Annotated in this window: 19 protein-coding genes and 1 pseudogene; 11 read left to right on the plus strand and 9 right to left on the minus strand. The window is 66.8% G+C overall.

Translation table 11 applies throughout. The features are described from left to right. Positions 1-31: 31 nt before the first annotated feature. Positions 32-904 (plus strand): alpha/beta fold hydrolase, encoded by an 873-nt coding sequence (locus CSQ99_RS11560; RefSeq protein ID WP_099039177.1) that lies wholly within the window; start codon positions 32-34, stop codon positions 902-904. Here CSQ99_RS11560 and CSQ99_RS11565 read toward each other — a convergent pair. The 5 genes from CSQ99_RS11565 to CSQ99_RS11585 all read right to left on the minus strand — a co-directional run bounded on the left by CSQ99_RS11565 (position 901) and on the right by CSQ99_RS11585 (position 8731). Continuing rightward, positions 901-3012, minus strand: a complete 2112-nt coding sequence (locus CSQ99_RS11565) for a substrate-binding domain-containing protein (RefSeq protein ID WP_099039178.1) — start codon at positions 3010-3012, stop codon at positions 901-903. The genes CSQ99_RS11560 and CSQ99_RS11565 overlap by 4 nt on opposite strands. A gap of 38 nt (positions 3013-3050) precedes the next feature. Beyond that, entirely contained in the window at positions 3051-5255 is a 2205-nt protein-coding gene (locus CSQ99_RS11570) for a malate synthase G (RefSeq protein ID WP_099039179.1), read from the minus strand. Positions 5256-5362: 107 nt separating this feature from the next. Continuing rightward, the gene (locus tag CSQ99_RS11575) at positions 5363-6241 is read right to left on the minus strand and encodes a 3-methyladenine DNA glycosylase (RefSeq protein ID WP_425437813.1); all 879 of its coding nucleotides are present in this window, start codon (positions 6239-6241) and stop codon (positions 5363-5365) included. A gap of 64 nt (positions 6242-6305) precedes the next feature. Continuing rightward, the gene (locus tag CSQ99_RS11580; protein WP_099039181.1) at positions 6306-7370 is read right to left on the minus strand and encodes a hemolysin family protein; all 1065 of its coding nucleotides are present in this window, start codon (positions 7368-7370) and stop codon (positions 6306-6308) included. Then, positions 7370-8731 carry a hemolysin family protein gene (locus CSQ99_RS11585; RefSeq protein ID WP_099039182.1) on the minus strand — a complete coding sequence of 454 codons (1362 nt, stop codon included), beginning with the start codon at positions 8729-8731 and terminating at the stop codon, positions 7370-7372. Before CSQ99_RS11585 ends, CSQ99_RS11580 begins: the two co-directional genes overlap by 1 nt. A 297-nt stretch (positions 8732-9028) precedes the next feature. Between CSQ99_RS11585 and CSQ99_RS11590 the strand changes: the two genes are divergently transcribed. From CSQ99_RS11590 to CSQ99_RS31865, 4 genes and pseudogenes are all read left to right on the plus strand, one after another. Then, entirely contained in the window at positions 9029-10060 is a 1032-nt protein-coding gene (locus CSQ99_RS11590) for an iron ABC transporter substrate-binding protein (RefSeq protein ID WP_099039183.1), read from the plus strand. Positions 10061-10064: 4 nt separating this feature from the next. Next, positions 10065-11609 carry an ABC transporter permease gene (locus tag CSQ99_RS11595; protein WP_245908862.1) on the plus strand — a complete coding sequence of 515 codons (1545 nt, stop codon included), beginning with the start codon at positions 10065-10067 and terminating at the stop codon, positions 11607-11609. Continuing rightward, positions 11521-12097 (plus strand): annotated as a pseudogene (locus CSQ99_RS31860) (ABC transporter ATP-binding protein); the annotation flags it as partial. The gene CSQ99_RS11595 and the pseudogene CSQ99_RS31860, both read left to right, overlap by 89 nt. 329 nt (positions 12098-12426) lie before the next feature. Beyond that, the gene (locus tag CSQ99_RS31865; RefSeq protein WP_425437814.1) at positions 12427-12657 is read left to right on the plus strand and encodes a TOBE domain-containing protein; all 231 of its coding nucleotides are present in this window, start codon (positions 12427-12429) and stop codon (positions 12655-12657) included. On the opposite strand, the gene CSQ99_RS11605 is transcribed toward CSQ99_RS31865, so the two are convergent. The 4 genes from CSQ99_RS11605 to CSQ99_RS11620 form a co-directional block, all read right to left on the minus strand. Further along, positions 12640-14076, minus strand: coding sequence for a GuaB1 family IMP dehydrogenase-related protein (locus CSQ99_RS11605; RefSeq protein ID WP_099039184.1), 1437 nt, complete (start codon positions 14074-14076; stop codon positions 12640-12642). The genes CSQ99_RS31865 and CSQ99_RS11605 overlap by 18 nt on opposite strands. Before the next feature lie 60 nt (positions 14077-14136). Beyond that, positions 14137-15597, minus strand: a complete 1461-nt coding sequence (gene gndA / locus CSQ99_RS11610; protein ID WP_099039185.1) for an NADP-dependent phosphogluconate dehydrogenase — start codon at positions 15595-15597, stop codon at positions 14137-14139. A 63-nt stretch (positions 15598-15660) separates the two neighbouring features. Then, on the minus strand, positions 15661-16602 hold the full coding sequence (locus CSQ99_RS11615; protein ID WP_099039186.1) for a M56 family metallopeptidase: 942 nt from the start codon (positions 16600-16602) through the stop codon (positions 15661-15663). A 14-nt stretch (positions 16603-16616) separates the two neighbouring features. Then, positions 16617-17033, minus strand: coding sequence for a BlaI/MecI/CopY family transcriptional regulator (locus CSQ99_RS11620; protein ID WP_099039187.1), 417 nt, complete (start codon positions 17031-17033; stop codon positions 16617-16619). A 238-nt stretch (positions 17034-17271) separates the two neighbouring features. On the opposite strand from CSQ99_RS11620, the gene CSQ99_RS11625 reads away from it, so the two are divergent. The 6 genes from CSQ99_RS11625 (at position 17272) to CSQ99_RS11650 (ending at position 21695) form a co-directional block, all read left to right on the plus strand. Beyond that, positions 17272-18060, plus strand: coding sequence for an iron reductase (locus CSQ99_RS11625; RefSeq protein ID WP_099039188.1), 789 nt, complete (start codon positions 17272-17274; stop codon positions 18058-18060). A 182-nt stretch (positions 18061-18242) separates the two neighbouring features. Then, on the plus strand, positions 18243-18647 hold the full coding sequence (locus CSQ99_RS11630) for a PaaI family thioesterase (RefSeq protein WP_099039189.1): 405 nt from the start codon (positions 18243-18245) through the stop codon (positions 18645-18647). A 55-nt stretch (positions 18648-18702) separates the two neighbouring features. Further along, complete coding sequence (locus CSQ99_RS11635; RefSeq protein ID WP_006243639.1) at positions 18703-19005, plus strand: urease subunit gamma; 303 nt, start codon at positions 18703-18705, stop codon at positions 19003-19005. Further along, complete coding sequence (gene ureB / locus CSQ99_RS11640; protein WP_099039190.1) at positions 19002-19337, plus strand: urease subunit beta; 336 nt, start codon at positions 19002-19004, stop codon at positions 19335-19337. The genes CSQ99_RS11635 and ureB overlap by 4 nt, the downstream gene beginning before the upstream one ends. Then, positions 19334-21055: an urease subunit alpha gene (locus CSQ99_RS11645; protein ID WP_099039191.1), complete on the plus strand. Its 1722-nt coding sequence runs from the start codon at positions 19334-19336 to the stop codon at positions 21053-21055. The genes ureB and CSQ99_RS11645 overlap by 4 nt, the downstream gene beginning before the upstream one ends. Before the next feature lie 4 nt (positions 21056-21059). Further along, a complete protein-coding gene (locus CSQ99_RS11650; RefSeq protein ID WP_099039192.1) occupies positions 21060-21695 on the plus strand; it encodes an urease accessory protein UreF in 636 nt (211 codons plus the stop codon). The last annotated feature ends 10 nt before the right edge of the window (positions 21696-21705 follow it).

Here is a 21705-nt window from a genome sequence, read left to right on the forward strand (position 1 = left end):
CTCCACCAACGGTGTTGATACGGTTCGTCAAGTGTTACCCCCCAGCGTGGCAGAGTGGCGCGGCGGCGGCACGCTGATCAGCACACCCGGCGGTCGGGTGTTTGTCCGCTCGGCGCCCGGCGACGGCCCGACGATCCTGCTGTTGCACGGTTACCCGTCCAGCTCGTACGACTACCACCAGCTGGTGCGGTATCTGGATGGCCGGGCGTGGGTGACGCTGGATTTCCTTGGCTTCGGCCTATCGGATAAGCCGCGCCCGCATCGCTACAGCCTGCTCGAGCAGGCCGACATCGTCCAGACAGTGGTAGCGCAGGCGGCATCGGGTCCGATGGTCTTGATCGCGCACGACATGGGAACTTCGGTGGCCACCGAGCTGCTGGCACGAGATATGCAGGGACAGTTACCATTCGAGCTGCAACGTGCGGTGATCAGCAATGGGAGTGTGATCCTGAACCGGGCCAGCCTTCGGCCCGCCCAGAAGTTGCTTCGCGGTCCGTTCGGGCCGATCTTGTCCCGGCTGTCCAACGAGTCGTCGTTCGTCAGGAGTTTCGGGAGGCTATTCAGCGACGGCCATCCGCTGACCGAACAGGAGGGTCGGGCGCAGTGGGCGCTGTGGTCGGCCAACGACGGGCACCGCATCGCACACCTGCTCATCTCGTATCTCGACGAACGGGTCCGTTATGCGTCGCGATGGCACGGCGCCGTCGGCGGCTGGCCCAAGCCGCTGAGCTTCCTGTGGGCACTCGATGACCCGGTCGCGACAACGAATGTGCTCGACGGGCTACGCGAGCTACGGCCCGCCGCAACCGTTGTCGAGCTTCCCGGGGTAGGCCATTACCCGCAGGTGGAGGTGCCGGAGCAGTTCACCCGGGCCGCGCTCAGCCTGCTGTCAACTGCGCACTAGCCCAGGAATCTGGCGACCGCCGACGTCAACTCGGGGCCCGTCGAGCCGGGCAGGTTCTGATAGCTGCCGCCGCTGATCTCTGCGACCGCCTCCCACGTGGCGCGGTCGGAGTCGGAGCCGAAGTCGATCACGTTCACCTTGACAGGGCGGGCGGGATCGGCCGCTCCGCGGATGAACTGCTCGAGGCCTGCGCCGTTCAACGACTGGTCGGTGTGCGGACCAGTGGTGATGACCAGAACCGAATTGCTCTGGCCCTCACGGAAATTCTCCTTGGCCTGGTCGTAGACCAACCGCAGCGTTGTGAAAGAGACGGCGCCACCGCCGGAGGCCGACTGTCCGGTCAGCTCTGCGGTGAGCGCCGCCGATCGGGGTCTGCCGTCGACCTGATCCGACAGCGGGCCCATTGTCACCTCTGATCGGCCCTCGACACCGTCGAAGGTCCACAGGCCGACCGCGGAGTTCGGCGGCAGCGCCTGCAGTCGAGCGTTGAGTGCCGCGGCTACGTTCGCCAGTCGCGTTTCGCCGCCCTCGTCGACGGGCATCGACTGGTCCAGCATGATGGTGACCGCGGGGCTCGCGACAGGGGCGGTCAGTGTGTTGGCAAGCGAAACGCGCATTGCGTTGTCACCCACCGACAGTGGAGCCGCGAGCGGCGCAAAGTCTGTGACGTCGCTCTGCGGTGGCGTGCCGCCTTCGGTGCGGAAACCGGCCTTCGAGAGCTCGGCCAGCTGTTCGGGCTTGCGCATGAACCGCGCGAACTCGCTGGCCGCAGACACCTGCTCCTGTGACAGCCATTCCCCGGCCAGCAGTGCTGTCGGATAGTCCGCCAGTGCCACCGGCCCCGGCGGCAACCAGGAGGCCACCACGCTTTTCGCATCGGGCAGCTTGGCGGCGCGCTGGAACAGCTGCTGTTCGGTCGTGACCACCGCATGCACCGGTGCGGCGGCGGGATCGGTGGCGTCAAGCAGCGCGTCCATTGCCGTCGAGACCTTCTTGTCGGCCAGCTTCGGTTGGCCGGCCACCAGCGAGTTCACCGCTCCGATACCCGAGCTGGGTGGCGCCCCTGAGGGTGCGGACTCCGCCGCCACCGCCTCGGCCGCCAGATACGAGGCATCGCTGTCACCCAACAGCGGTAGCGCCAGCCGCAACGAGCCCCAGCCTGCCAGGCCCAGCCCCTCCAATGCGCTGGGATTGGTCTGCAACGACGACAGTGAAGCCCAGTTCTGTTGCCCCAACGCAGCTTTGAGTTGTGGCCGCACCGCGAGCACCACCGGCGAGGTGACCAGCGAACGGCTGTCACTGATGGTCTTCTCGCCGGCGCTGGCCTCGAGGCGGGCCGCCGACACGGAGCTCGCCGGGATCCACAGGGCGGGTCGCTCGCCGAGTTCGTCCGGCCATTGGCCGATGAAGCCGTTGACGACCTGATCGGAATCAGCCGGTGTGACTCCGACTTTCACGCAGCGGTCACCGACCGGCGCAGCGTCGCGATTGTAATTGTCAGCCAGGGTCTGTATCTGGCCGGATACCGACGGGTCGGCGACGACGGCGACGGTGAGTTCACCGTTGACACATCGGGCGGCGGCGACGTCACTGCGATTGGACAGTGCGTCACCGAAGAACCGCCACAGGATGACCGCACCGACGACTACGACGACGGCGACGAGCGCGACGATCACGCTGATGCTGACGCCCCGCCTGCCTGCGGTCACCGCGCGGTGGCTGCCTGTCCATTCGCCGCCGTCCCATTCGCCGCCGTGCGCAGGGCCGGAGCGCGGACGGCCGGGCGGGGGCGGCGTCGACGACCCGACTCGCTGCAGGTCGAAAGAGCCGACCGGTTCGAGGTCCTCGAATTCCACCTGACGGTAGTCGGGGTCGTCGAAGGCGAATGCATCGGGATCCGGCCGTTCGAAGCCCGGCTCGCCGGAATCCCCGCTGCGATAGCCGGGTTCGGGATCTCGGTATTCCGGATCGCTGTACTGCGGCTCGCTGAAGCCGGGCCGGTAATCCGCCTCGCTGTCCTCGGATCGGTCGAAGCGCTGGGTCTGAGGTTCTTCGTGCTGCTCTTCGCCGGCCGAATCTTCGGGATCGGGAATGCTATGCCTGCCCACGGAAGCCCTTGTGCTCGCTACGTCGACGGGTCATCGAATCAACCACCGTTGTTCGCTGCCTTGAACTCTCGGCGCTTGCGATGCAGGATCGGTTCGGTATAGCCGTTCGGCTGCGCGGCGCCGGACAGGATCAGCTCTTCAGCGGCGGTGAACGCCACGCTGCCGTCGGGGTCCGTTGCCATCGGCCGGAATTCCGGATCCGCCTCGTTCTGCTGGTCTACCACCGCTGCCATCCGTCGCAGGCTGGCCTTCACATCTTCCTCGGTGATCACGCCGTGGCGCAGCCAGTTCGCCAGCAGCTGGCTCGAGATACGAAGGGTGGCACGGTCTTCCATCAGCGCGACGTCGTGGATGTCGGGCACCTTGGAGCAGCCGACACCCGCATCGATCCAGCGCACCACGTAGCCGAGGATGGACTGGCAGTTGTTGTCGACCTCTTCGCGGATTCCCTCGGGCGCCCACGCGAGTTCTTTGCCGAGTGGGACGGTGAGCAGCTCGTCCACCGTGGTCCGAGACTTGCCCTCCAGCTCCTTCTGCACCGCGTACACGTCGACCTCGTGATAGTGCATCGCGTGCAAAGTCGCCGCCGTCGGCGATGGCACCCACGCCGTGCTGGCGCCCGCCTTGGGCTGACCGATCTTCTGCTCGACCATGTCGGCCATGAGGTCGGTCATCGCCCACATGCCCTTGCCGATCTGCGCGCGCCCGGAGAATCCGGTGGCCAGACCGATGTCGACGTTCTGGTCCTCGTAGGCCAGGATCCACGGCTGGGTCTTCATGGCGCCCTTGCGAATCATCGGGCCCGCCTCCATCGACGTGTGGATCTCGTCGCCGGTGCGGTCCAGGAAGCCGGTGTTGATGAACGCCACGCGGTCGGCTGCCGCCTTGATGCAGGCCTTGAGGTTGAGGGTGGTGCGTCGCTCCTCGTCCATGATGCCGACCTTGATGGTGTTCTGCGGCAGGCCGAGCACGTCCTCGACCCTGCTGAACAACTCGCCGGTGAAGGCCACCTCGTCGGGACCGTGCATCTTGGGCTTCACGATGTAGATCGAGCCAGTGCGGCTGTTCACCTTCGGACCGTTTCCGTCGCCGGAGCGCAGACCGTGAATCGCGATCAGGCTGGTGAACAGCGCATCCTGGATGCCCTCGGGGATCTCTTTGCCGTCGGCATCGACAATGGCGTCGTTGGACATCAGGTGACCGACATTGCGCACGAACATCAGGCTGCGTCCGGGCAGCGTCAGCTCACCAGTCCCGTCAGGGCCCGAATTCGGCCGAGTGTAGACGCGGTCCTCGTTGAGCACGCGGGTGAACGACTTACCGCCCTTGGCCACCTCTTCGGAGAGATCACCGCGGTTCAGGCCGAGCCAGTTGCGGTAGCCGAGCACCTTGTCGTCGGCATCGACGGCGGCCACCGAATCCTCGAAGTCCATGATCGTGGTGATCGCGGATTCCAGGACGACGTCCTTGATGCCCGCCGGATCGGTCGCGCCGACCGGGGAGTCGGGGTCGACCAGGATCTCGATGTGCAGGCCGTGGTTGCGCAGCAGCACCGACCAGGCGGGCGAGCCGAGCTCGCCGGTGTAGCCGACGAACTGCTCGGGCGTCGCGAGTCCGGTGGATTTATCGCCGAGCGTGACAACGAGCTGCCCGTCCTCGATCTTGACGCCGGTTGCCTCGTTCCACGCGCCGGAGGCCAGCGGGGCGGCGCCGTCGAGGAAACGACGGGCGTACGCGATGACCTTGTCGCCACGGACACGGTTATAGCTGGTGCCCTTCTCGGCGCCGTCGTCCTCGGAGATGACGTCGGTGCCGTACAGCGCGTCATACAGCGAACCCCAGCGGGCATTCGCGGCGTTGAGCGCGAAGCGCGCGTTGAGGATCGGGACCACGAGCTGCGGGCCCGCGGTGGTGGTGATCTCGTCGTCGACGCCTGCGGTGGTGATGGTGAAGTCGTCGGGTTCGGGCAGCAGGTACCCGATCTCGGTGAGGAACTGGCGGTAGGCCTCGGGGTCGAGGGGCTCGATGACCCGCTGGCGGTGCCACTTGTCGATGCGGGCCTGCAGATCGTCGCGGCGCGCGAGCAGTTCCTCGTTTTTCGGCGTCAGGTCGGCGACGACCTTGTCCACACCCGACCAGAACGTGTCGGGATCGAGGCCGGTGCCCGGCAGTGCCTCATCGTTGACGAAGTCATACAGCACTTGGGCAACACGCAGGTTGCCCACCTTCACACGATCAGTCATATTTCCTCCCTCGCCGCAAAGGCGCGTTCCGCAGTGCCGTCGATCCAGCTTACCCGCGGGTAGAGGCGGCTATTCCAGGTGCGTCTCCCGCGCACCGCGCGTGCGCTTCAGCCGGTCGCGTCGGCTGTTTCCCGTCGCACGGCGTCGGGGTCCACCGCTCCGGCTGTTGCGCGGTTCACCGCGGTGAGCAGCTGCTCACACCGATCGGCCAGGCGCTCCCGCAGCGGTGCCGCCCGCTCGGCGACCTGCTGCTGGATACGAACATATTCGGCACGCCCTGCCGACGTTTCGATCGCGATCGGCTCGAATCCGTAGTCACGCAGATCATAGGGACTGGCGCGCATATCGAGTTCACGGGCGTGCGTCGCGAGGTCCAGACATTCCATCAACAGCGCCGAGTCCACCAGTGGACCCAACTTGTAGGCGTACTTGTAGCAATCCATGGCAGTGTGCAGGCAACCCGGTTGTTCAGCGCCGACCTGACCTTCGCGGGTCAGCTGGGCGCTGTTGCGCTCGCTAGCCGGTTCGGTGAAGAACCGGAAGGCATCGAAATGGCTGCACCGCAAGGGCATTGATTCGACGACGGCATTCGTGGCGGCGGTCCCGAGTCGCAGCGGAACCCGGTCGTGGCGCACGGTCGGCGCCCGGTAAACCATCGCCCATTCGTGCAGCCCGAAGCAGTTGAGCCGCGGCGGCCGCGACGCCGTCGCGCGCAGCAGCTCCGCGATGAATCGCACGGTATCGGCACGGCGGACGAGGAACTCACGGGTCACGGTCACCCCCGCCGGAGCGCGACCGTAACCGCTGCGGCCTAGATAGCGCGCCGCCGAGTCGCCGGCCAGCACGACGCCGAACCCCGGATGCCATGTGCGCAGCTGCCGGGGTCGCAGGCTGTAGTACGTAAACAGGAAGTCCCATACGGGATGCGGCTCGCCGGCCGGTGCGCGGACGGACCGCAGGAAACCGTCGACCCGCTCGCGGTGCATCCGTTGTCGGGTGGTCCAGTCGCGCTCGTCGAGCACTCGCCCGCCGATGATGCTGTGCGCAGTTTCACACACGGTGGGTTCCGTCGCGCACGGTGCCGACCAGGTCCTCGACCAGGTCCTCCAGCGCCACCATGGCCGACACACTTCCGTCGGGTGCGGTGAGAAGTGCCAGGTGAGCATTGTCTCGTCGGAGCCGCGAGAGCGCGTCGGGCAACGACATGGAGGCCGGGACCCGCGGCAGCGGACGCACCATCGAAGCGTCCAGCACCGCCTGATCATTGGCGGGGTCGTGGACGAGCGGCAGGAGGTCCTTGATGTGCAGGTAGCCGACGAAGTCGCCGGAAGGGTCGCTGACCGGGAATCGCGAGTAGCCGGTTTCGGCGAGGGCCTGTTCGATCGCGCCGAGGGTGGGACCCGAACCTTGGCGAGCTACCGGGACGGCACGGATCTCGGTCAGCGGCACCGCGACGTCGTTGGCGACGCGGTCGCGGATCTGCAGGGCGCGGGTGAGCCGGGTGTGCTCCTCCTGGTCGAGCAGGCCTTCCGAGACCGACTCGGCGATCATCTCGGACAGCTCGACGGTCGAGACTGCGACGTCGAGTTCGTCTTTGGGCTCGACCCCGAACGACCGCAGCGTGGTGTTGGCACACCAGTTGTAGAAGGAAATGAACGGCCGGGCCAGCCGGATGTAGACCAGGTAGGGAGGAATCAGCAGCATCGCCGACGATTCCGGGCCGGCGATCGCGATGTTCTTCGGCACCATCTCGCCGAGCAGCACGTGCAGTGTCACCACGATGGCCAGCGCGACAAAGAAGGACACGGTGTGCAGTACGGAGTCGGGTATGCCGAACAACCCGAATGGCCCCTCCAGCAGGTGTGCCACCGCGGGTTCGCCGACGCGGCCCAACAGGATCGAGCAGATGGTGATGCCCAGTTGGGCGCCGGCGAGCATCAGCGACAGGTTCTCGCCCGCGCGGATGACGGTTACCGCACTCTTCTTGCCCTGCTCGGCCAACGCTTCGAGCCGGTCGCGGCGCGCCGAGATCAACGCGAACTCCGAGGCGACGAAGAACGCGTTCGCGCCGAGCAGCAGAACTGTCAGCAGTACGCCGAATATGTCGCCGCCCATCAGCGCGCATCTCCGGGGCCGTGCCTGCCGAGTTCGGTGAGCTCGAGCAGATCGATGCGCCTGCCGTCCATGCGAACCACCGTGGCCAGCCACCGAATAGGGTCGTCCACCGCGGCACCATCTGGGTCGAACGCCGTCAGTTCCACCGACTCGGCTTGGTCGGGGATGTGCCCCAGTTTCTCGAGCACCAGTCCGCCGATCGTTTCGTAATCTCCTTCGGGCGCACGGAAACCGGTGGCGTCGGCGACCTCGTCGATGCGCAGAAGTCCCGACACCCGCCAGCCGCGGCCCGCGGGCACCACATCGGGTGGCTCGACGTCGTGCTCGTCGCGAACGTCGCCGACGATCTCCTCGATCAGGTCCTCCATGGTGACCATGCCTGCGGTGCCGCCGTACTCATCGACGACCAGTGCGGTCTGCAGGCCGTTGGCGCGGATCTGAGTCATCACCGCATCGCCGTCCAGAGTGGACGGGACCGTGGCGACAGGCAGCGCCAAGCTGGCCAGCGCGGTGGTGGCCCGTCGTTCCGGCGGCACCTCGAACACCTGCTTGACGTGCGCGATGCCGATGGTCTCGTCAAGGTCGCCGTCGATGATCGGAAAGCGCGAGAATCCGGTCTTGATGGCCGCGGCCACCAGGTCCGCGGCGGTGCCATCCGATTCCAGCGCCTCGATCTTGGATCGCGGAGTCATCAACTCCTCGGCGGTGCGTTCACCGAACTGGAGGGATCGGTTCACGAGGACGGCGGTGACCGGGTCCAACGCGCCGCTGCGCGCCGAGCTGCGGACCAGCGACACCAACTCCTGCGGGGAGCGGGCCGAGCGCAGTTCCTCGGCTGGCTCGATACCCAGCCGCCGCAGGATCCAGTTGGCGGTTCCGTTCGTCATCCGAATCAGCGGAGTGAACAGCGTTGAGAACAGCAGCTGCGGACCCGCCGACCAGCGCGCCGTCTGCACGGGCCGGGCCACCGCCAGGTTCTTGGGCACGAGTTCGCCGAACACCATCGACACCGAGGTGGCGATCAACACGGCGAAGAACAAGGCCAGCCCGCTCACGAAGCGTCCGGGCACGCCGATCGCTTCGAGGCCGGGCCGGATCAGCCGCCCGACGACAGGTTCGGCCAGGTAGCCGGTGGCCAGGGTGGTGATCGAAATGCCGACCTGGGCCCCCGAGAGCTGAAACGACAGCGTGCGGTGGGCCCGTCGGACCATGTGGTCCCGCCGGTCGCCGTTGCGCGCGTTGGATTCCACCGTGCTGCGCTCTAATGCGGTCAGCGAGAACTCGGCGGCGACGAACACCGCGGTGCCCGCGGTGAGCAGCACGATCGCGCCGATGGAGAGCAGGGATGTCGCGAGATTCATCGAGTGCTCGGTGTCCTGGCCGATAGATCGCCGGGCCTGGTGCCCGGCCGACTAGGGGAGGGCTCTTCGGGTTCGGCAACCAGGCATGACTGCTGTTCCGCCCGGAAGCCGTTGGCCTCGACGGGTGCCTGCGGCACTTGAACCCTTTCGCTGGTGTTACGAGGTACGTGAATGCACATACTAGCTCGCAGCGCGAGACGGCCACATACCCGATGATCAGGACTTTCTTAAGGCTAACCTTAGCCGATGATAGGTTAACCAAACCGGGGGTGATGACCGAAAGGCAGGCCGCAAAGCATGTCCATCTCGATCGTCCGATTCGCCGGTGCCATCGGCGCCGCAGCCACCATGTTGGTCCTGAGCTCCTGCGGATCCGATTCGCAGTCAAGCGATTCCGAAAACAAGGTCGTCGTGTACTCGGGGCGTAGCGAAGAGTTGGTGGCTCCGCTGATCAAGCAATTCACCGCCGACACCGGGATCGAGGTCGAGACGCGATACGCGGGCTCGGGTGAATTGGCGGCACAGCTGATCACCGAGGGCGACAAGTCGCCCGCCGACGTGTTCCTGTCGCAGGATGCGGGCGCGCTGGGAGCGGTTTCGCAGGCCGGTCTGCTGGCACCCGTCGACGGCGAGACCCTGGCAGCCGTCCCGTCGAACTACTCGGCCGCGGACGGCACCTGGGTCGGGGTCTCCGGCCGGGCACGTGTGATCGTTTACAACCCGCAGTTGGTGCCGACTCCACCGGATACCATCGACGGCCTCCTCGCGCCGGAGTGGAAGGGCAAGATCGGATTTGCTCCGAGCAACGCCTCATGGCAGGCGTTCGTGACCGGCCTGCGAGTGATTCGCGGCGACGACGGTGCCGAACAATGGCTGCGCGCCTTCAAGGCGCAGGAACCGAGGGCATACGAGAACAACGTCGCGGTGCGGGATGCCGTTGATTCCGGCGAGATACCACTCGGTCTTGCCAACCACTATTACCTGTACGAATTGATCAGCACCAAGGGATCCGACTCTGTGGTTGCGCGTAACCAGTTCATGGCCGCGGGCGACCCCGGCGGACTCGTCAACGTCGCGGGCGTTGGTGTGCTCAAGTCGGCGCCCAATCCCGAAGGGGCACAGCAGTTCGCCGCATATCTTGTAGGGACGTCGGCCCAAGAGTATTTCGCGAACGAAACCGCGGAGTATCCGCTCATCGCCGGAGTGGCGACGTCCGAGCAGATGCCTCCGTTGGCCGACTTGCAGCCGCCCGCCGTCGATCTGTCCCAGCTGTCCGACCTCGAGACGACACAGGAAATGCTCGTCGACACCGGCCTGCTGACCAACTGACGCGGTGCGGCCGCCTGCCCGTCGCGGACTCCGCGCCCCGGCGCTGCTGGTCTGTGCCGCCGCCCTCGTCGCGGTCATCACCCTGCTCCCGCTGGTCTACCTCGGCGAACGGGCACTGGAGCGTGGGTGGGCCTTCGTCGTCGACGAGCTGCTCGAGCCGCGCACCGTCGCGTTGATCGCCCGGTCGCTGTTACTCGTCATCGTCGTCACCGGCATTTGCGTTGTCATCGGGGTGGGCCTCGCCGTCCTCGTGTGCCGAACCGACCTGCCGTTGCGGCGCGGCCTCGCGGTGGCACTCACCCTGCCGCTGGCGATGCCGAGTTATCTGCTTGCCTACCTTTGGGTTTCGACAGTTCCCTCGGTTGCCGGCTTTTGGGGCGCGTGCCTGGTGCTGGTGCTGGTCAGCTATCCGCTGGTCATGCTCACCACATTGGCGGCGTTGTCGCGCGCTGATCCCGCCCATGAAGAGGTCGCCCGCTCGCTCGGCCACGGCGGGGTGTCTGTGCTGTTTCGTGTGACGCTCCCGCAAGCGCGAGCCGCGATAGCCGCAGGCGCTCTGCTGGTTGCCCTCTACGTCCTGAGCGATTTCGGTGCCGTGGCCGCGATGCGGTACGAGGTCTTCACATGGGTGATCTACGGTGCGTATCGCAGCGGCTTCAACCCGTCGCGCGCGGCGATACTGTCGCTGGTACTGCTGATCTTCGCGCTCGTGCTGGTCGTAGCCGAAGGGCGGGCCAGGGGATTGGCGTCGGCACGCCTCGGTGCGGGCGCGCCCCGCCCCGCACTGCTGAACAAGCTCGGCGGGTGGTGGCCGATCGCGGCCATCCCGCCTGCGGCCGTCCTGATCGGCGCCATCGGGTTGCCGACGCTCGCGCTTGCGCAGTGGCTGCTCAATGCGGGCGCCCGATGGGACGGTGCGGCATGGCTTGCCGCCCTTGGCTCCACAGTGTGGCTATCGCTGGTGGCCGCGGGCGTGTGCACCCTCGCGGCGCTCCCACTGGGCCTTCTCGCGGCCCGCTACCGCAACCGCACGACGCGCGCGCTGGAGGGAGCGAGTTACGTGGCTCACGGGCTACCGGCGATCGTCGTCGGTATCGCCATGGTGTCGGTGGGTGTATTGCTGCTAACGCCGCTCTATCAACGAGAGCCCCTCCTGATCCTTGCCTATGCCGTGCTGTTCATACCGTTGGCCGTCGGGTCCGTGCGCTCGTCGCTGGAGGCGGCGCCGATACAGCTGGAGGAAGTGGCGCGGTCGCTCGGCCGTCCTCCACTGCGCGCATTCACCTCGGTCACCGTCCGCGTGGCCGCGCCGGGTATCGCGGCGGGTGCAGCCTTGGTTCTGCTCACCTGTATGAAGGAACTCCCGGTGACGCTGCTACTCCATCCGACCGGCACCGACACGTTGGCCACCCGGTTGTGGGGCTACACGTCGGTCAGCGATTACGCCGCGGCCGCACCTTATGCTGCTGCGCTTCTCGTGTTCGCCGCGGTGCCCACCGCGGCACTCGGTGTGTGGAGCACCAACGGGAGCGGGGTACGAAGTGACTGAGGACGTACCGCCGGGTGTGTCGGTGCGCGGTTTGCACAAGTCGTTCGGCGAGCACTCGGTGCTTTCCGGCGTAGAACTGGCGATTCCTGCCGGGACCATCACTTCGGTACTCGGGCCGTCCGGGTGCGGGAAGACGACGCTGCTTCGCATAGTCGCCGGCTTCGACGAACCCGACGGCGGTGTGGTCTCGATCTGCGGACACGCGGTGGCCGGACAGGGACACTCGGTGCCTGCGCATCGCCGCCGCGTTGGACTGATGCCGCAGGAAGGTGCGCTGTTTCCGCACCTGTCCGTCGGCCGTAATGTCGGATTCGGCCTGACCGGATCGGCTCGCGATACCAGCAAAGAAGTCGCGTACTGGCTCGAGGTCGTCGGGCTGGCCGGCTTGGCCGACTCCCGGCCCCATGAACTGTCCGGGGGACAGCAACAGCGGGTGGCGTTGGCGCGGGCGCTGGCGCCGCGGCCGCGGGTGCTGCTGCTCGATGAACCCTTCGCCTCGCTCGATGCCGGGTTGCGGGTTCGCGTTCGCGAAGACATCGCCGAGATTCTTCGCGCCGCAGATACCACGGCGCTGTTGGTCACCCATGACCAGAGTGAGGCGCTGTCGCTTGCCGATTCCGTTGCCTTGCTGCTCGGCGGCAGGATCACCCAGCACGGGCGTCCCGCCGAGCTTTATGCCCGACCCGCGGATCTCGCCAGCGCCAGGTTCATCGGTGCGACGGTCGAACTGCGCGGCGATTGTCTCGACGGTGTCGTGACGACAGCGTTGGGCCGCCATCGCGCGCGGGTGCCCGTGGCAGACGGTCCGGTCGTGGTGGTGCTGCGGCCAGAAGAGTTACGCCTGCACGACGCGGCGGACGGCGACGTGAACGCCAGGGTGACCGGATTTCGCTTCTACGGCGCCGACGCCGTTGTCCATGTGGCGATGTCCGACGGCGTCGCGCTGCGGCTGGGGAGCCCCGGAGACGTTCAGGTCGAGAATGGTGCGCCGGTTGCCGTCGAGGTCGTCGGCGACGTGCTGGCCTATGCCTCACCAACCGGTGGGTAAGGGATGTCCCTCGGCGAATCCCGCCGCGGACTGAACGCCGAGCACCACCTTGTCGTGTAGTTCCGCGATATTGGTGGCACCCACATAGGTACAGGTGCTGCGGACGCCCGAGGTGATGTGGTCGAGCAGATCCTCCACCCCGCCCCTGGACGGATCCAGACCCATGCGCGACGTCGAGATGCCCTCCTCGAACAAGGACTTGCGGGCCTGGTCGAATGGCTCGTCGGCGGCGGTGCGTGCCGCGACGGCGCGCTTGGAGGCCATGCCGTAACTCTCCTTGTAGGGCCGGTCCTCGCGGTCGCGCATGAGGTCGCCCGGCGACTCGTAGGTGCCGGCGAACCACGAGCCGATCATCACGTTCGACGCGCCAGCGGCAAGCGCCAGCGCGACGTCGCGCGGGTGCCGGACACCGCCGTCGGCCCACACGTGGCCACCGAGTTGCCTTGCCGCCGCGGCACATTCGACCACCGCGGAGAACTGCGGACGGCCAACGCCGGTCATCATCCTGGTGGTGCACATCGCGCCGGGGCCGACGCCGACCTTCACGATCGACGCGCCTGCGGAGATGAGGTCACGCGTGCCTTCGGCGGAGACCACGTTGCCCGCGGCCAGCGGCAGTCCGAGGTCCAACGAGGAGACCGACTTGATGGCGTCCAGCATCCTGAGCTGATGTCCGTGTGCGGTGTCGATGACCAGCAGGTCGACCCCGGCCTCGGCCAGGCTCCGGGCTTTCGCCCCGACGTCACCGTTGATGCCCACCGCTGCGGCGATGCGCAACCGGCCCTGGTCGTCGACGGCCGGTGAGTAGATGCCCGCCCGGATGGCGGCCCTACGGGTGAGCACTCCGGCGAGCGTGCCGTCGGAGTCGGTCAGCACCGCGACGTCGACCGGCGCATGTTCGAGCAGGTCGAACACCTTCCGCGGGTCGGTACCCGTGGGCGCGGTGACGAAATCGGTGACGGCGATGTCGCGGACCCGGGTGAACCGGTCCACACCTACGCATCCGGCCTCGGTGACCAGGCCGATCGGCCGTCCCTCGAAGATCACCACCGCCGCACCGTGCGCGCGCTTGTGAATCAGCGCCATGGCGTCAGACACGGAGTCGTCGGGGGAGAGCACCACCGGGGTATCGACGACCAAGTCCCGGCTCTTGACGAAGTCGACCGTCTGCTTCACCACCGAAATCGGAAGATCCTGCGGGAGAACAACGATGCCACCGCGACGCGCGATCGTTTCGGCCATCCGCCGACCCGCTACCGCGGTCATGTTGGCCACGACCACCGGGATGGTGGTACCAGAGCCGTCGCACGTAGAAAGATCGACGTCCATCCGAGACATCACGTCCGAACGTCCCGGGACGATGAAGACGTCGTTGTAGGTCAGGTCGTAGGCGGGCTTGTGGGCATTCAGAAACTTCATGTCAGGCCAATTCTAGTAGGCCCCGAGCCTGCTCCACCTCGGCGGGGAAAAGCGGAGAAGCTACGCCTCGACCTCGCTGCGGTCCCCGCTCCACAGCGTGTGGAAACGAGCCGACGGGTCGGCGTCGATGCGGCCATAGGTGTGGGCGCCGAAGAAGTCACGCAGGCCCTGGGTCAGCGCGGCTGGCAGGCGTTCGGTGCGCAGCCCGTCGTAATACGACAGCGCCGAGGAGAAGCCGGGGATGGGGATGCCCAGTTCGGTCGCGGTCACGACGACGCGGCGCCAGCTGTCGATCGCGGCCTCGATCGCCTCCCGGAAATACGGGGCCACGATCAGCGACGGCAGGTCGGGGTTCTCGTCGAACGCCTCCTTGATGCGGTTGAGGAACTTGGCGCGGATGATGCAGCCACCACGCCAGATGGTCGCCATGTCGCCGGGGGTGATGCCCCAGTCGTATTCGGAACTGCCTGCCTGAATCTGGTTGAAGCCCTGCGCGTAGGCGATGATCTTTGATGCGTAAAGGGCCTTGCTGACGTCATCGATGAATCGTGCTGCGTCGCTGGGCTTCTCGCCGAGATCGCCGGATGCCAAACCGGTCGTGGCCTTGCGTTGGGCCACCGACCCCGACAGTGCGCGCGCGAAGACCGCCTCGGCGATCCCGGTCACCGGCACTCCGAGGTCCAGCGCCGACTTCACCGTCCACCGGCCGGTGCCCTTCTGCTCAGCCTCGTCGAGGATGAGGTCGACGAGCGGCTTGCCGGTCTTGGCGTCGGTCTGCCGCAACACCTCGGCGGTGATCTCGATGAGGAAGCTGTCCAGGTCGCCGGAGTTCCACTCGGAGAAGACGTCGGCGATCTCGGGTGCGGTCAAGCCCAGGCCGTCGCGCAGCAGCTGATAGGCCTCGCCGATCAGCTGCATGTCGGAATACTCGATGCCGTTGTGCACCATCTTGACGAAGTGCCCCGCGCCGTCGGGACCGATGTGGGTGCAGCACGGCACGCCGTCGACGTGCGCGGAGATCTCCTCCAGCAGCGGGCCCAGCGACGTGTATGACTCGGCGGGACCGCCGGGCATGATCGACGGTCCCTTCAGGGCGCCTTCCTCGCCACCGGAGATGCCGGCACCGACGAAGTGCAGGCCGCGCTCGCGGATCGCCTTCTCGCGGCGGATGGTGTCGGTGTAGAGCGCATTGCCGCCGTCGATGATGATGTCGCCTTCCTCCATCGCATCGGCAAGCTCGTTGATGACGGCGTCGGTCGGATCGCCCGCCTTGACCATGATGATCACCCGGCGCGGCTTCTCCAAGGCGGCAAGGAATTCACCGATGGTCTCGCTGCGCACGAAGTTGCCCTCGGAGCCGTGCTCGGCGAGCAGCGCGTCGGTTTTGGCGACGGACCGGTTATGCAGTGCCACGGTGTAACCGTGGTTGGCGAAGTTGCGCGCGAGGTTGGATCCCATGACGGCGAGGCCGGTGACCCCGATCTGAGCGGTGCCGGTGGTTGGATTTTCAGACGAGCTCATTCGGGCAGCCTTTCGATTTTCGTTGTGCGGGAACGGCCTAGTACGCCTACTACAGAGAAATGCCTATGCGGTGAACAAACGATTCAACTCGGTCAACCACGGCAGCACCACCGCCACGGTGGGCACGACGAGGACGGCGGCGGCGGCCGCGTAGGCGCACGCGGCCACAGCCAGGCTGTTGCCGCTACCACCGAGGCGGCGCACTCGGACCACGGTCGTCGGCCCGCCGGCCGCAAGCGCCCCCGCAGGTGTGCGACCGGTCGCGCACGCGACCAGCGCGCGGGCCAGGGGAGTCGGGCCTTCGGCACGCACCGCGGCGTCGTCGGCCAGCATCTCGATCAGTAATCGCACGGCGTCCAACGCGCTGGCACTGCGGACGAACCGAGGGAACGCGGCATGGACCGCGGTGAACATCTCGAGCACCAGGTCATGCCGGGCCCGTAGGTGGGCGCGTTCGTGCGACAGGATCGCGGCGATCTCGTTGTCCGCCAAAGTCGTCAGCGTGCCCTCACTGACGACGACGCGACTGCGCACACCGGGCAGGCAGTAGGCCAGCGGCTCCTCGACGTCGAGTATGCGCAACCCATCCCCAGCGCGTGAGTGGGCCCACTTCCGCGATTTGCCCACCAGGTCGACGACCATCCGGTGATGTGCGCGCCTGCGCCTGGTGGCTATCGCGACCTGCACGATGGCAACGGCAAGCCGCGCCCCGATCACCAGCGTCAGCGCGAACACCGCGAGATAGAGGACCCATAACGGCCAACCAAGAGCGTCGATCTCGCTGGCGATCGTCGCGGTCGGTCTCCCGTCGGCTCCGGGCGCGAAAAGCCTGCTCGCGATGGCGATTCCCGCGGAGAAGGCCGACAGTACGGCAGCCAAAGCGATGGACTGCCACAGCACGATGGCGGCCCGCGGTGCCCGCGACGGCCACGTTGCCCGCGCCAGCATCGCCGGCACCGGTCCCGACAGGACCAGCGCCATGACGGTGAAGGCCAGCGCGGACACGCTGTAAGTGTCTCTCAGCCGGTGCCCGGCTCGCTAGCGGGTGGCGATATCTGGTGCTTGCTCTCCAACTCGGACAAGGCGCGCCGCAGGGCGGCCGCCTCGTCGGCGTTGACCCGCTCGACGAAATGCACCAGCGCAGCCTCCCGGCCACCCGAGTCAGCAGCTTGATCGAGGGCGTCCACCATCAGGCCGGCCACCAGCTCGTCGCGGCCGTGCGTCGGTGCGTATCGATGTGCGCGGTCATCGCGGTGTTGAACGACAAGGTTTTTCTTCGCCAGCCGCTGCAGGACGGTCATGATCGTGGTGTAGGCGAGGTCGCGCCTGGCGGCGAGTGCCTCGTGAACCTGGCGCACGGTCTGGGGCTCTCGCGCGGACCACAGGTGGTCCATCACAGCGCGTTCGAGTTCCCCTAAACGCGTCAACTTGGCCATTCTTCGTTCATCTCCTAGAGACGGTAGATCCAGCGTACTACGGGTTTACTACCGTGCGTCGTATCCCGCACAGCTACGTCGTTCGGCGCGGTTCCGCGCTTGCCCGACAAAATGTCGAAGCGAAGCTCTTCCGAGGTCAGCGCCCCTTCGCCCACCCTTGTGAGTCCAGTCACAGGGTCTGGCCCCAGGGGCCAGCCTGACTATAGTAAGGCTAACCTAAGTCTCATCGGGAGGTCCTATGACGGTTCTTGTCGACGACCCGCTCATCTCGAGCATGGCCATCGCGCAGTCGCTGCCATTGCACGAGTCGAGCCGCCGACTGCGCGAGCTCTATCCCGAATGTCCGAGGGTCTACGGCGTCGCCGTGATCGGTGATCTGTCACGCCGACGTTGGTGGCCGCTGACGCAAGCGCTGACCACCGATCGGCTGGATTCGATGTTCAAGCTCGCTGCGGAGGAGACCGAAAGTCGCGCGGCGGTGGCCCAGCAGCTCGCCGCGACCTTGGCGCACGTCGTCGTCGGACGAGTCGTGCCGCTGATCGTGCTGGAGGGCCGCGCCTGGGATACCGGTCTGGAGAACCTCTGGGTACACGTGGATTCCGAGGGTGCGATCGATTGGGTCGGGGTCGCGGATCCGACTCTGCGCGCGCTGCCCGATGACCCGTACTTCTGCGGGCGCCGGGCGCCAAGGACGAACGGTTCCGCGCGGGACGGGATCGTCGTCCTGCCCAACGAGGCCGCGCTGACGACGTGGATCGCGCACCGAAGCCACCGCACCCTCGAGCCACTGTTCGGCAGGCTCGCCGAGGTCAGCGGTTCGGCAATCTCGATTGCGGCGATGTGGCACATCGTCGGCGCTGCGGTGGTCAGTGCGGCGACGCAGGTGCCCCTGCTGGCGGGTTCGAGCGAGCTGACCAGCATGCGGCGCGGTCAAGCAGTGCTTGACGCACTGGTCGGATTCGGTCTGCCGGTTCGCGGCACCACACGGGCGCCGGCGGGTGCCGGGACGAAGGGCTTGCTTAATTAGGGCAGCCTTGCCTATGCTCATGGACAGAACGAACTTGAACCACCGGACCGCACCGGAGTCCTGAGGGCTGCAGAGACTCCCGGTCCACACGAAGGACGGGCCCCGCACAATGTGCGGGGCCCGTCCGCATTTCCGGGTATCCGACGAAGGCGTTTCCGGCATCACCGTGTAGACAAATCTGCGTGAGCACAGACATCCCGCCCGGCCTGGGTGCCGGGTTCGACTCGGCGATCGGCCTCGAATTCCTCGAGCTGACACCCGACGGCGGCAGCGCCCGCCTCCAGATCGATGACAAGCTGCTGCAGCCGTGGGGGATCGTGCACGGCGGTGTCTACTGCTCGATCATCGAGAGTCTGGCCAGCGTTTCAGGGCAGATCTGGCTCGGCGAGAACGGCGGCGGCCATGTCGTGGGGGTCAACAACAACACCGATTTCCTGCGCGCCATCTCCGCCGGGACGGTAACGGCAGCGTCGGTTCCGATCCACCGCGGCCGACGTCAGCAGCTGTGGCTGATCACCATCACCGACGAAAAGGAGCGGGTGGTGGCGCGGGGGCAGGTGCGCCTGCAGAACCTGCCGCCCGAGTAACGGACCGATTTCCTCGCGCTGCTGAGGTGTGCAGGGCGTGGCATTATCGCCGACTATGCGATTAACGCCGCATGAACAGGACAGGCTGCTGCTGTCGTACGCCGCGGAACTGGCGCGTCGGCGTCAAGCACGCGGGCTCAAGCTCAACCACCCCGAGGCAGTCGCCCTGATCACCGATCACCTCCTCGAAGGGGCGCGCGACGGCCGCACCGTGGCGGAGTTGATGGCCAGCGGCCGTGAGGTTCTCAGCCGTGACGATGTGATGGCCGGCGTTCCGGAGATGCTCTACGACGTCCAGGTGGAGGCGACGTTCCCGGACGGAACGAAGCTCGTAACTGTCCACCATCCGATCCCATGACGGCCGACGGCACGCCGTGGGCTCCCGGCGAGATCATCTACGGCCAGGGTGATATCGAAATCAACGAGGGTGCGCAACGGCTCGAGATGGACATCGTCAATACCGGTGACCGCCCGGTTCAGGTCGGCAGCCACGTGCATCTGCCGCAGAGCAACGCCGCGTTGCAGTTCGACCGCGCCTCTGCTCACGGCCGGCGCCTCGACATCCCCGCGGGCACGGCCGTGCGCTTCGAACCCGGTGTCGCCCAGCGGGTCTGGTCGGTTCCGCTGGGCGGATCGCGCGAGGTCCACGGACTCAGCCTGCAACCGCCCGGCCGATTGGATCCGCCATGAGCGCTATTTCCCGGTCCAGGTACGCGGCATTGTTCGGGCCGACCACCGGCGACCGCATCCGACTGGCCGATACGGATCTGTTTGTCGAGATCACCGAGGATCGCAGTGGCGGACCGCGTCTGGCGGGTGACGAGGCGGTATTCGGTGGCGGCAAGGTACTGCGTGAGTCGATGGGACAGGGTCGCGCAACCAGGGCCGACGGCGCCCCCGACACGGTGATCACAGGCGTGGTGATCATTGATCACTGGGGAATCATCAAGGCCGACATCGGGATTCGTGACGGCCGAATTGTCGCCATCGGCAAGGCGGGAAATCCCGACGTCATGTCCGGTGTACATCCGGATCTGGTGGTCGGTCCGTCGACCGAGATCATCGCGGGCAATGGTCGCATCGTGACCGCTGGCGCGATCGACTGTCACGTTCACCTGATCTGTCCGCAGATCATGGAAGAGGCACTCGGCGCCGGTATCACCACTATCGTCGCCGGTGGCACCGGCCCCGCGGAAGGTAGTAAGGCCACCACCGTCACTCCCGGGGCGTGGCATCTGAGCCGCATGCTCGAGGCGCTGGACTCCTGGCCGATGAATGTGGCGCTGCTCGGCAAGGGCAACACCGTCAGCACCGAGGCCATGTGGGAGCAGTTACGCGGCGGCGCAGCCGCTTTCAAACTGCATGAGGATTGGGGTACGACACCTGCGGCGATCGATGCGTGTCTGACCGTCGCCGATGAATCCGGCGTTCAGGTGAACATCCACACCGACACCCTCAACGAGATGGGCTTTGTCGAGGACACGCTCGCGGCCATCAAGGGGCGGTCGATCCACGCGTATCACACCGAAGGGGCGGGCGGCGGGCACGCGCCCGACATCATCACGGTGGCATCCCATCCCAACGTCCTGCCCAGTTCGACCAACCCGACACGGCCGCACACCGTCAACACGCTCGACGAGCATCTGGACATGTTGATGGTCTGCCATCACCTCAACCCTGCCGTGCCAGAGGATCTCGCGTTCGCCGAAAGTCGCATCCGGCCGTCGACGATCGCAGCCGAGGATCTGCTGCACGACATTGGCGCGATCTCGATGATCGGCAGCGACGCTCAGGCGATGGGACGGATCGGGGAGGTGGTCATGCGCACCTGGCAGACCGCGCATGTGATGAAGCGCCGACGCGGCGCACTCGAGGGCGACGGGGCCGCCGACAATAACCGGGCCCGCCGCTACGTCGCGAAATACACGATCTGTCCGGCCGTCGCGCACGGGCTCGACCACGAGATCGGCTCGGTGGAGGTCGGCAAGCTCGCCGACCTCGTGCTGTGGGAGCCGGCGTTCTTCGGGGTCCGCCCACACGCAGTGCTGAAGGGCGGCATGATCGCGTGGGCGGCCATGGGGGACGCGAATGCGTCGATCCCCACGCCGCAGCCGGTACTGCCGCGACCGATGTTCGGCGCGGCGCCGGCAGCCGCCGCCGCGACGTCCGTGCACTTCGTCTCGTCGCATGCCATCGATGACGGGCTGGCCGACCGGCTCGCCGTCAACCGCAGACTGGTCGCGGTCAAGAACGTCCGCGCCGTCGGTAAGGCCCAGATGCCGCTCAACGACGCACTTCCCGACATCGAGGTCGACCCCGATACCTTCACGGTGCGCATCGACGGTGACGTCTGGCAGGAAGACCCTGCCGTCGAACTGCCGATGGCGCAGCGCTATTTCCTGTTCTAAGGCGATGACGAATCTCGCGACGCTGCTGACACTGTCGGACTCACGGCTGCCGACCGGTGGTCACGTGCACTCCGGCGGCATCGAGGAGGCCGTCACCGAGGGTTTGGTGCGTGACCTCGTGACGCTGCGGGCTTTCCTGTGCCGGCGGATCCGTACCACCGGCCTGGTGACAGCATCGGTAGCCGCGGCCGTGCACGGCGGCGGCCTGCCGATTACGCAGGCCGACCACGAGATCGACGCCCGCACACCGGCACCCGCCGCTCGCCAGGCATCTCGCGCGCAGGGGCGCGGTCTGCTGCGACTCGGTCGGCGCGTCTGGCCGGCCGAGAGCTGGGAAACCCTCGGTGTCGCGCCGCACCTCGCCGTAGTGGCGGGTGCGGTCGGGGCGGCCAGCGGTCTTGAGCCTGAACAAACGGCGCTGACCGTCGTTTACACGACGATGACCGGGTCGGCGACAGCCGCACAGCGGCTACTTGCGCTCGACCCGGGCGATGTTGCGGCCCTGACCTTCGAACTGGCCACGTCGTGCGATCAGACCGCCGCATCGGCCTGCAAGGAGCTGGCCGACCTGTCCGATCCGCTGCTCGACGTGCTGGCCCAGCGACACAGCCACCGCGAGCGACCCCTGTTCGCGTCCTGAAAGAGAGTTG

It is taken from the genome of Mycobacterium neglectum (assembly GCF_002591975.1).
Classification (GTDB): Bacteria; Actinomycetota; Actinomycetes; order Mycobacteriales; family Mycobacteriaceae; genus Mycobacterium; species Mycobacterium neglectum.

Excerpts from the sequence above, each read along its gene's own strand:
- CSQ99_RS11625 (WP_099039188.1), top strand. The coding sequence starts at position 17,272 with ATGACGGTTCTTGTCGACGACCCGCTCATCTCGAGCATGGCCATCGCG.
- CSQ99_RS11620 (WP_099039187.1), bottom strand. The coding sequence starts at position 17,033 with ATGGCCAAGTTGACGCGTTTAGGGGAACTCGAACGCGCTGTGATGGAC.
- ureB (WP_099039190.1), top strand. The coding sequence starts at position 19,002 with ATGACGGCCGACGGCACGCCGTGGGCTCCCGGCGAGATCATCTACGGC.
- CSQ99_RS11635 (WP_006243639.1), top strand. The coding sequence starts at position 18,703 with ATGCGATTAACGCCGCATGAACAGGACAGGCTGCTGCTGTCGTACGCC.
- gndA (WP_099039185.1), bottom strand. The coding sequence starts at position 15,597 with ATGAGCTCGTCTGAAAATCCAACCACCGGCACCGCTCAGATCGGGGTC.
- CSQ99_RS11645 (WP_099039191.1), top strand. The coding sequence starts at position 19,334 with ATGAGCGCTATTTCCCGGTCCAGGTACGCGGCATTGTTCGGGCCGACC.
- CSQ99_RS11590 (WP_099039183.1), top strand. The coding sequence starts at position 9,029 with ATGTCCATCTCGATCGTCCGATTCGCCGGTGCCATCGGCGCCGCAGCC.
- CSQ99_RS11580 (WP_099039181.1), bottom strand. The coding sequence starts at position 7,370 with ATGGGCGGCGACATATTCGGCGTACTGCTGACAGTTCTGCTGCTCGGC.
- CSQ99_RS11570 (WP_099039179.1), bottom strand. The coding sequence starts at position 5,255 with ATGACTGATCGTGTGAAGGTGGGCAACCTGCGTGTTGCCCAAGTGCTG.
- CSQ99_RS11650 (WP_099039192.1), top strand. The coding sequence starts at position 21,060 with ATGACGAATCTCGCGACGCTGCTGACACTGTCGGACTCACGGCTGCCG.
- CSQ99_RS11605 (WP_099039184.1), bottom strand. The coding sequence starts at position 14,076 with ATGAAGTTTCTGAATGCCCACAAGCCCGCCTACGACCTGACCTACAAC.
- CSQ99_RS11575 (WP_425437813.1), bottom strand. The coding sequence starts at position 6,241 with ATGCACCGCGAGCGGGTCGACGGTTTCCTGCGGTCCGTCCGCGCACCG.
- CSQ99_RS11585 (WP_099039182.1), bottom strand. The coding sequence starts at position 8,731 with ATGAATCTCGCGACATCCCTGCTCTCCATCGGCGCGATCGTGCTGCTC.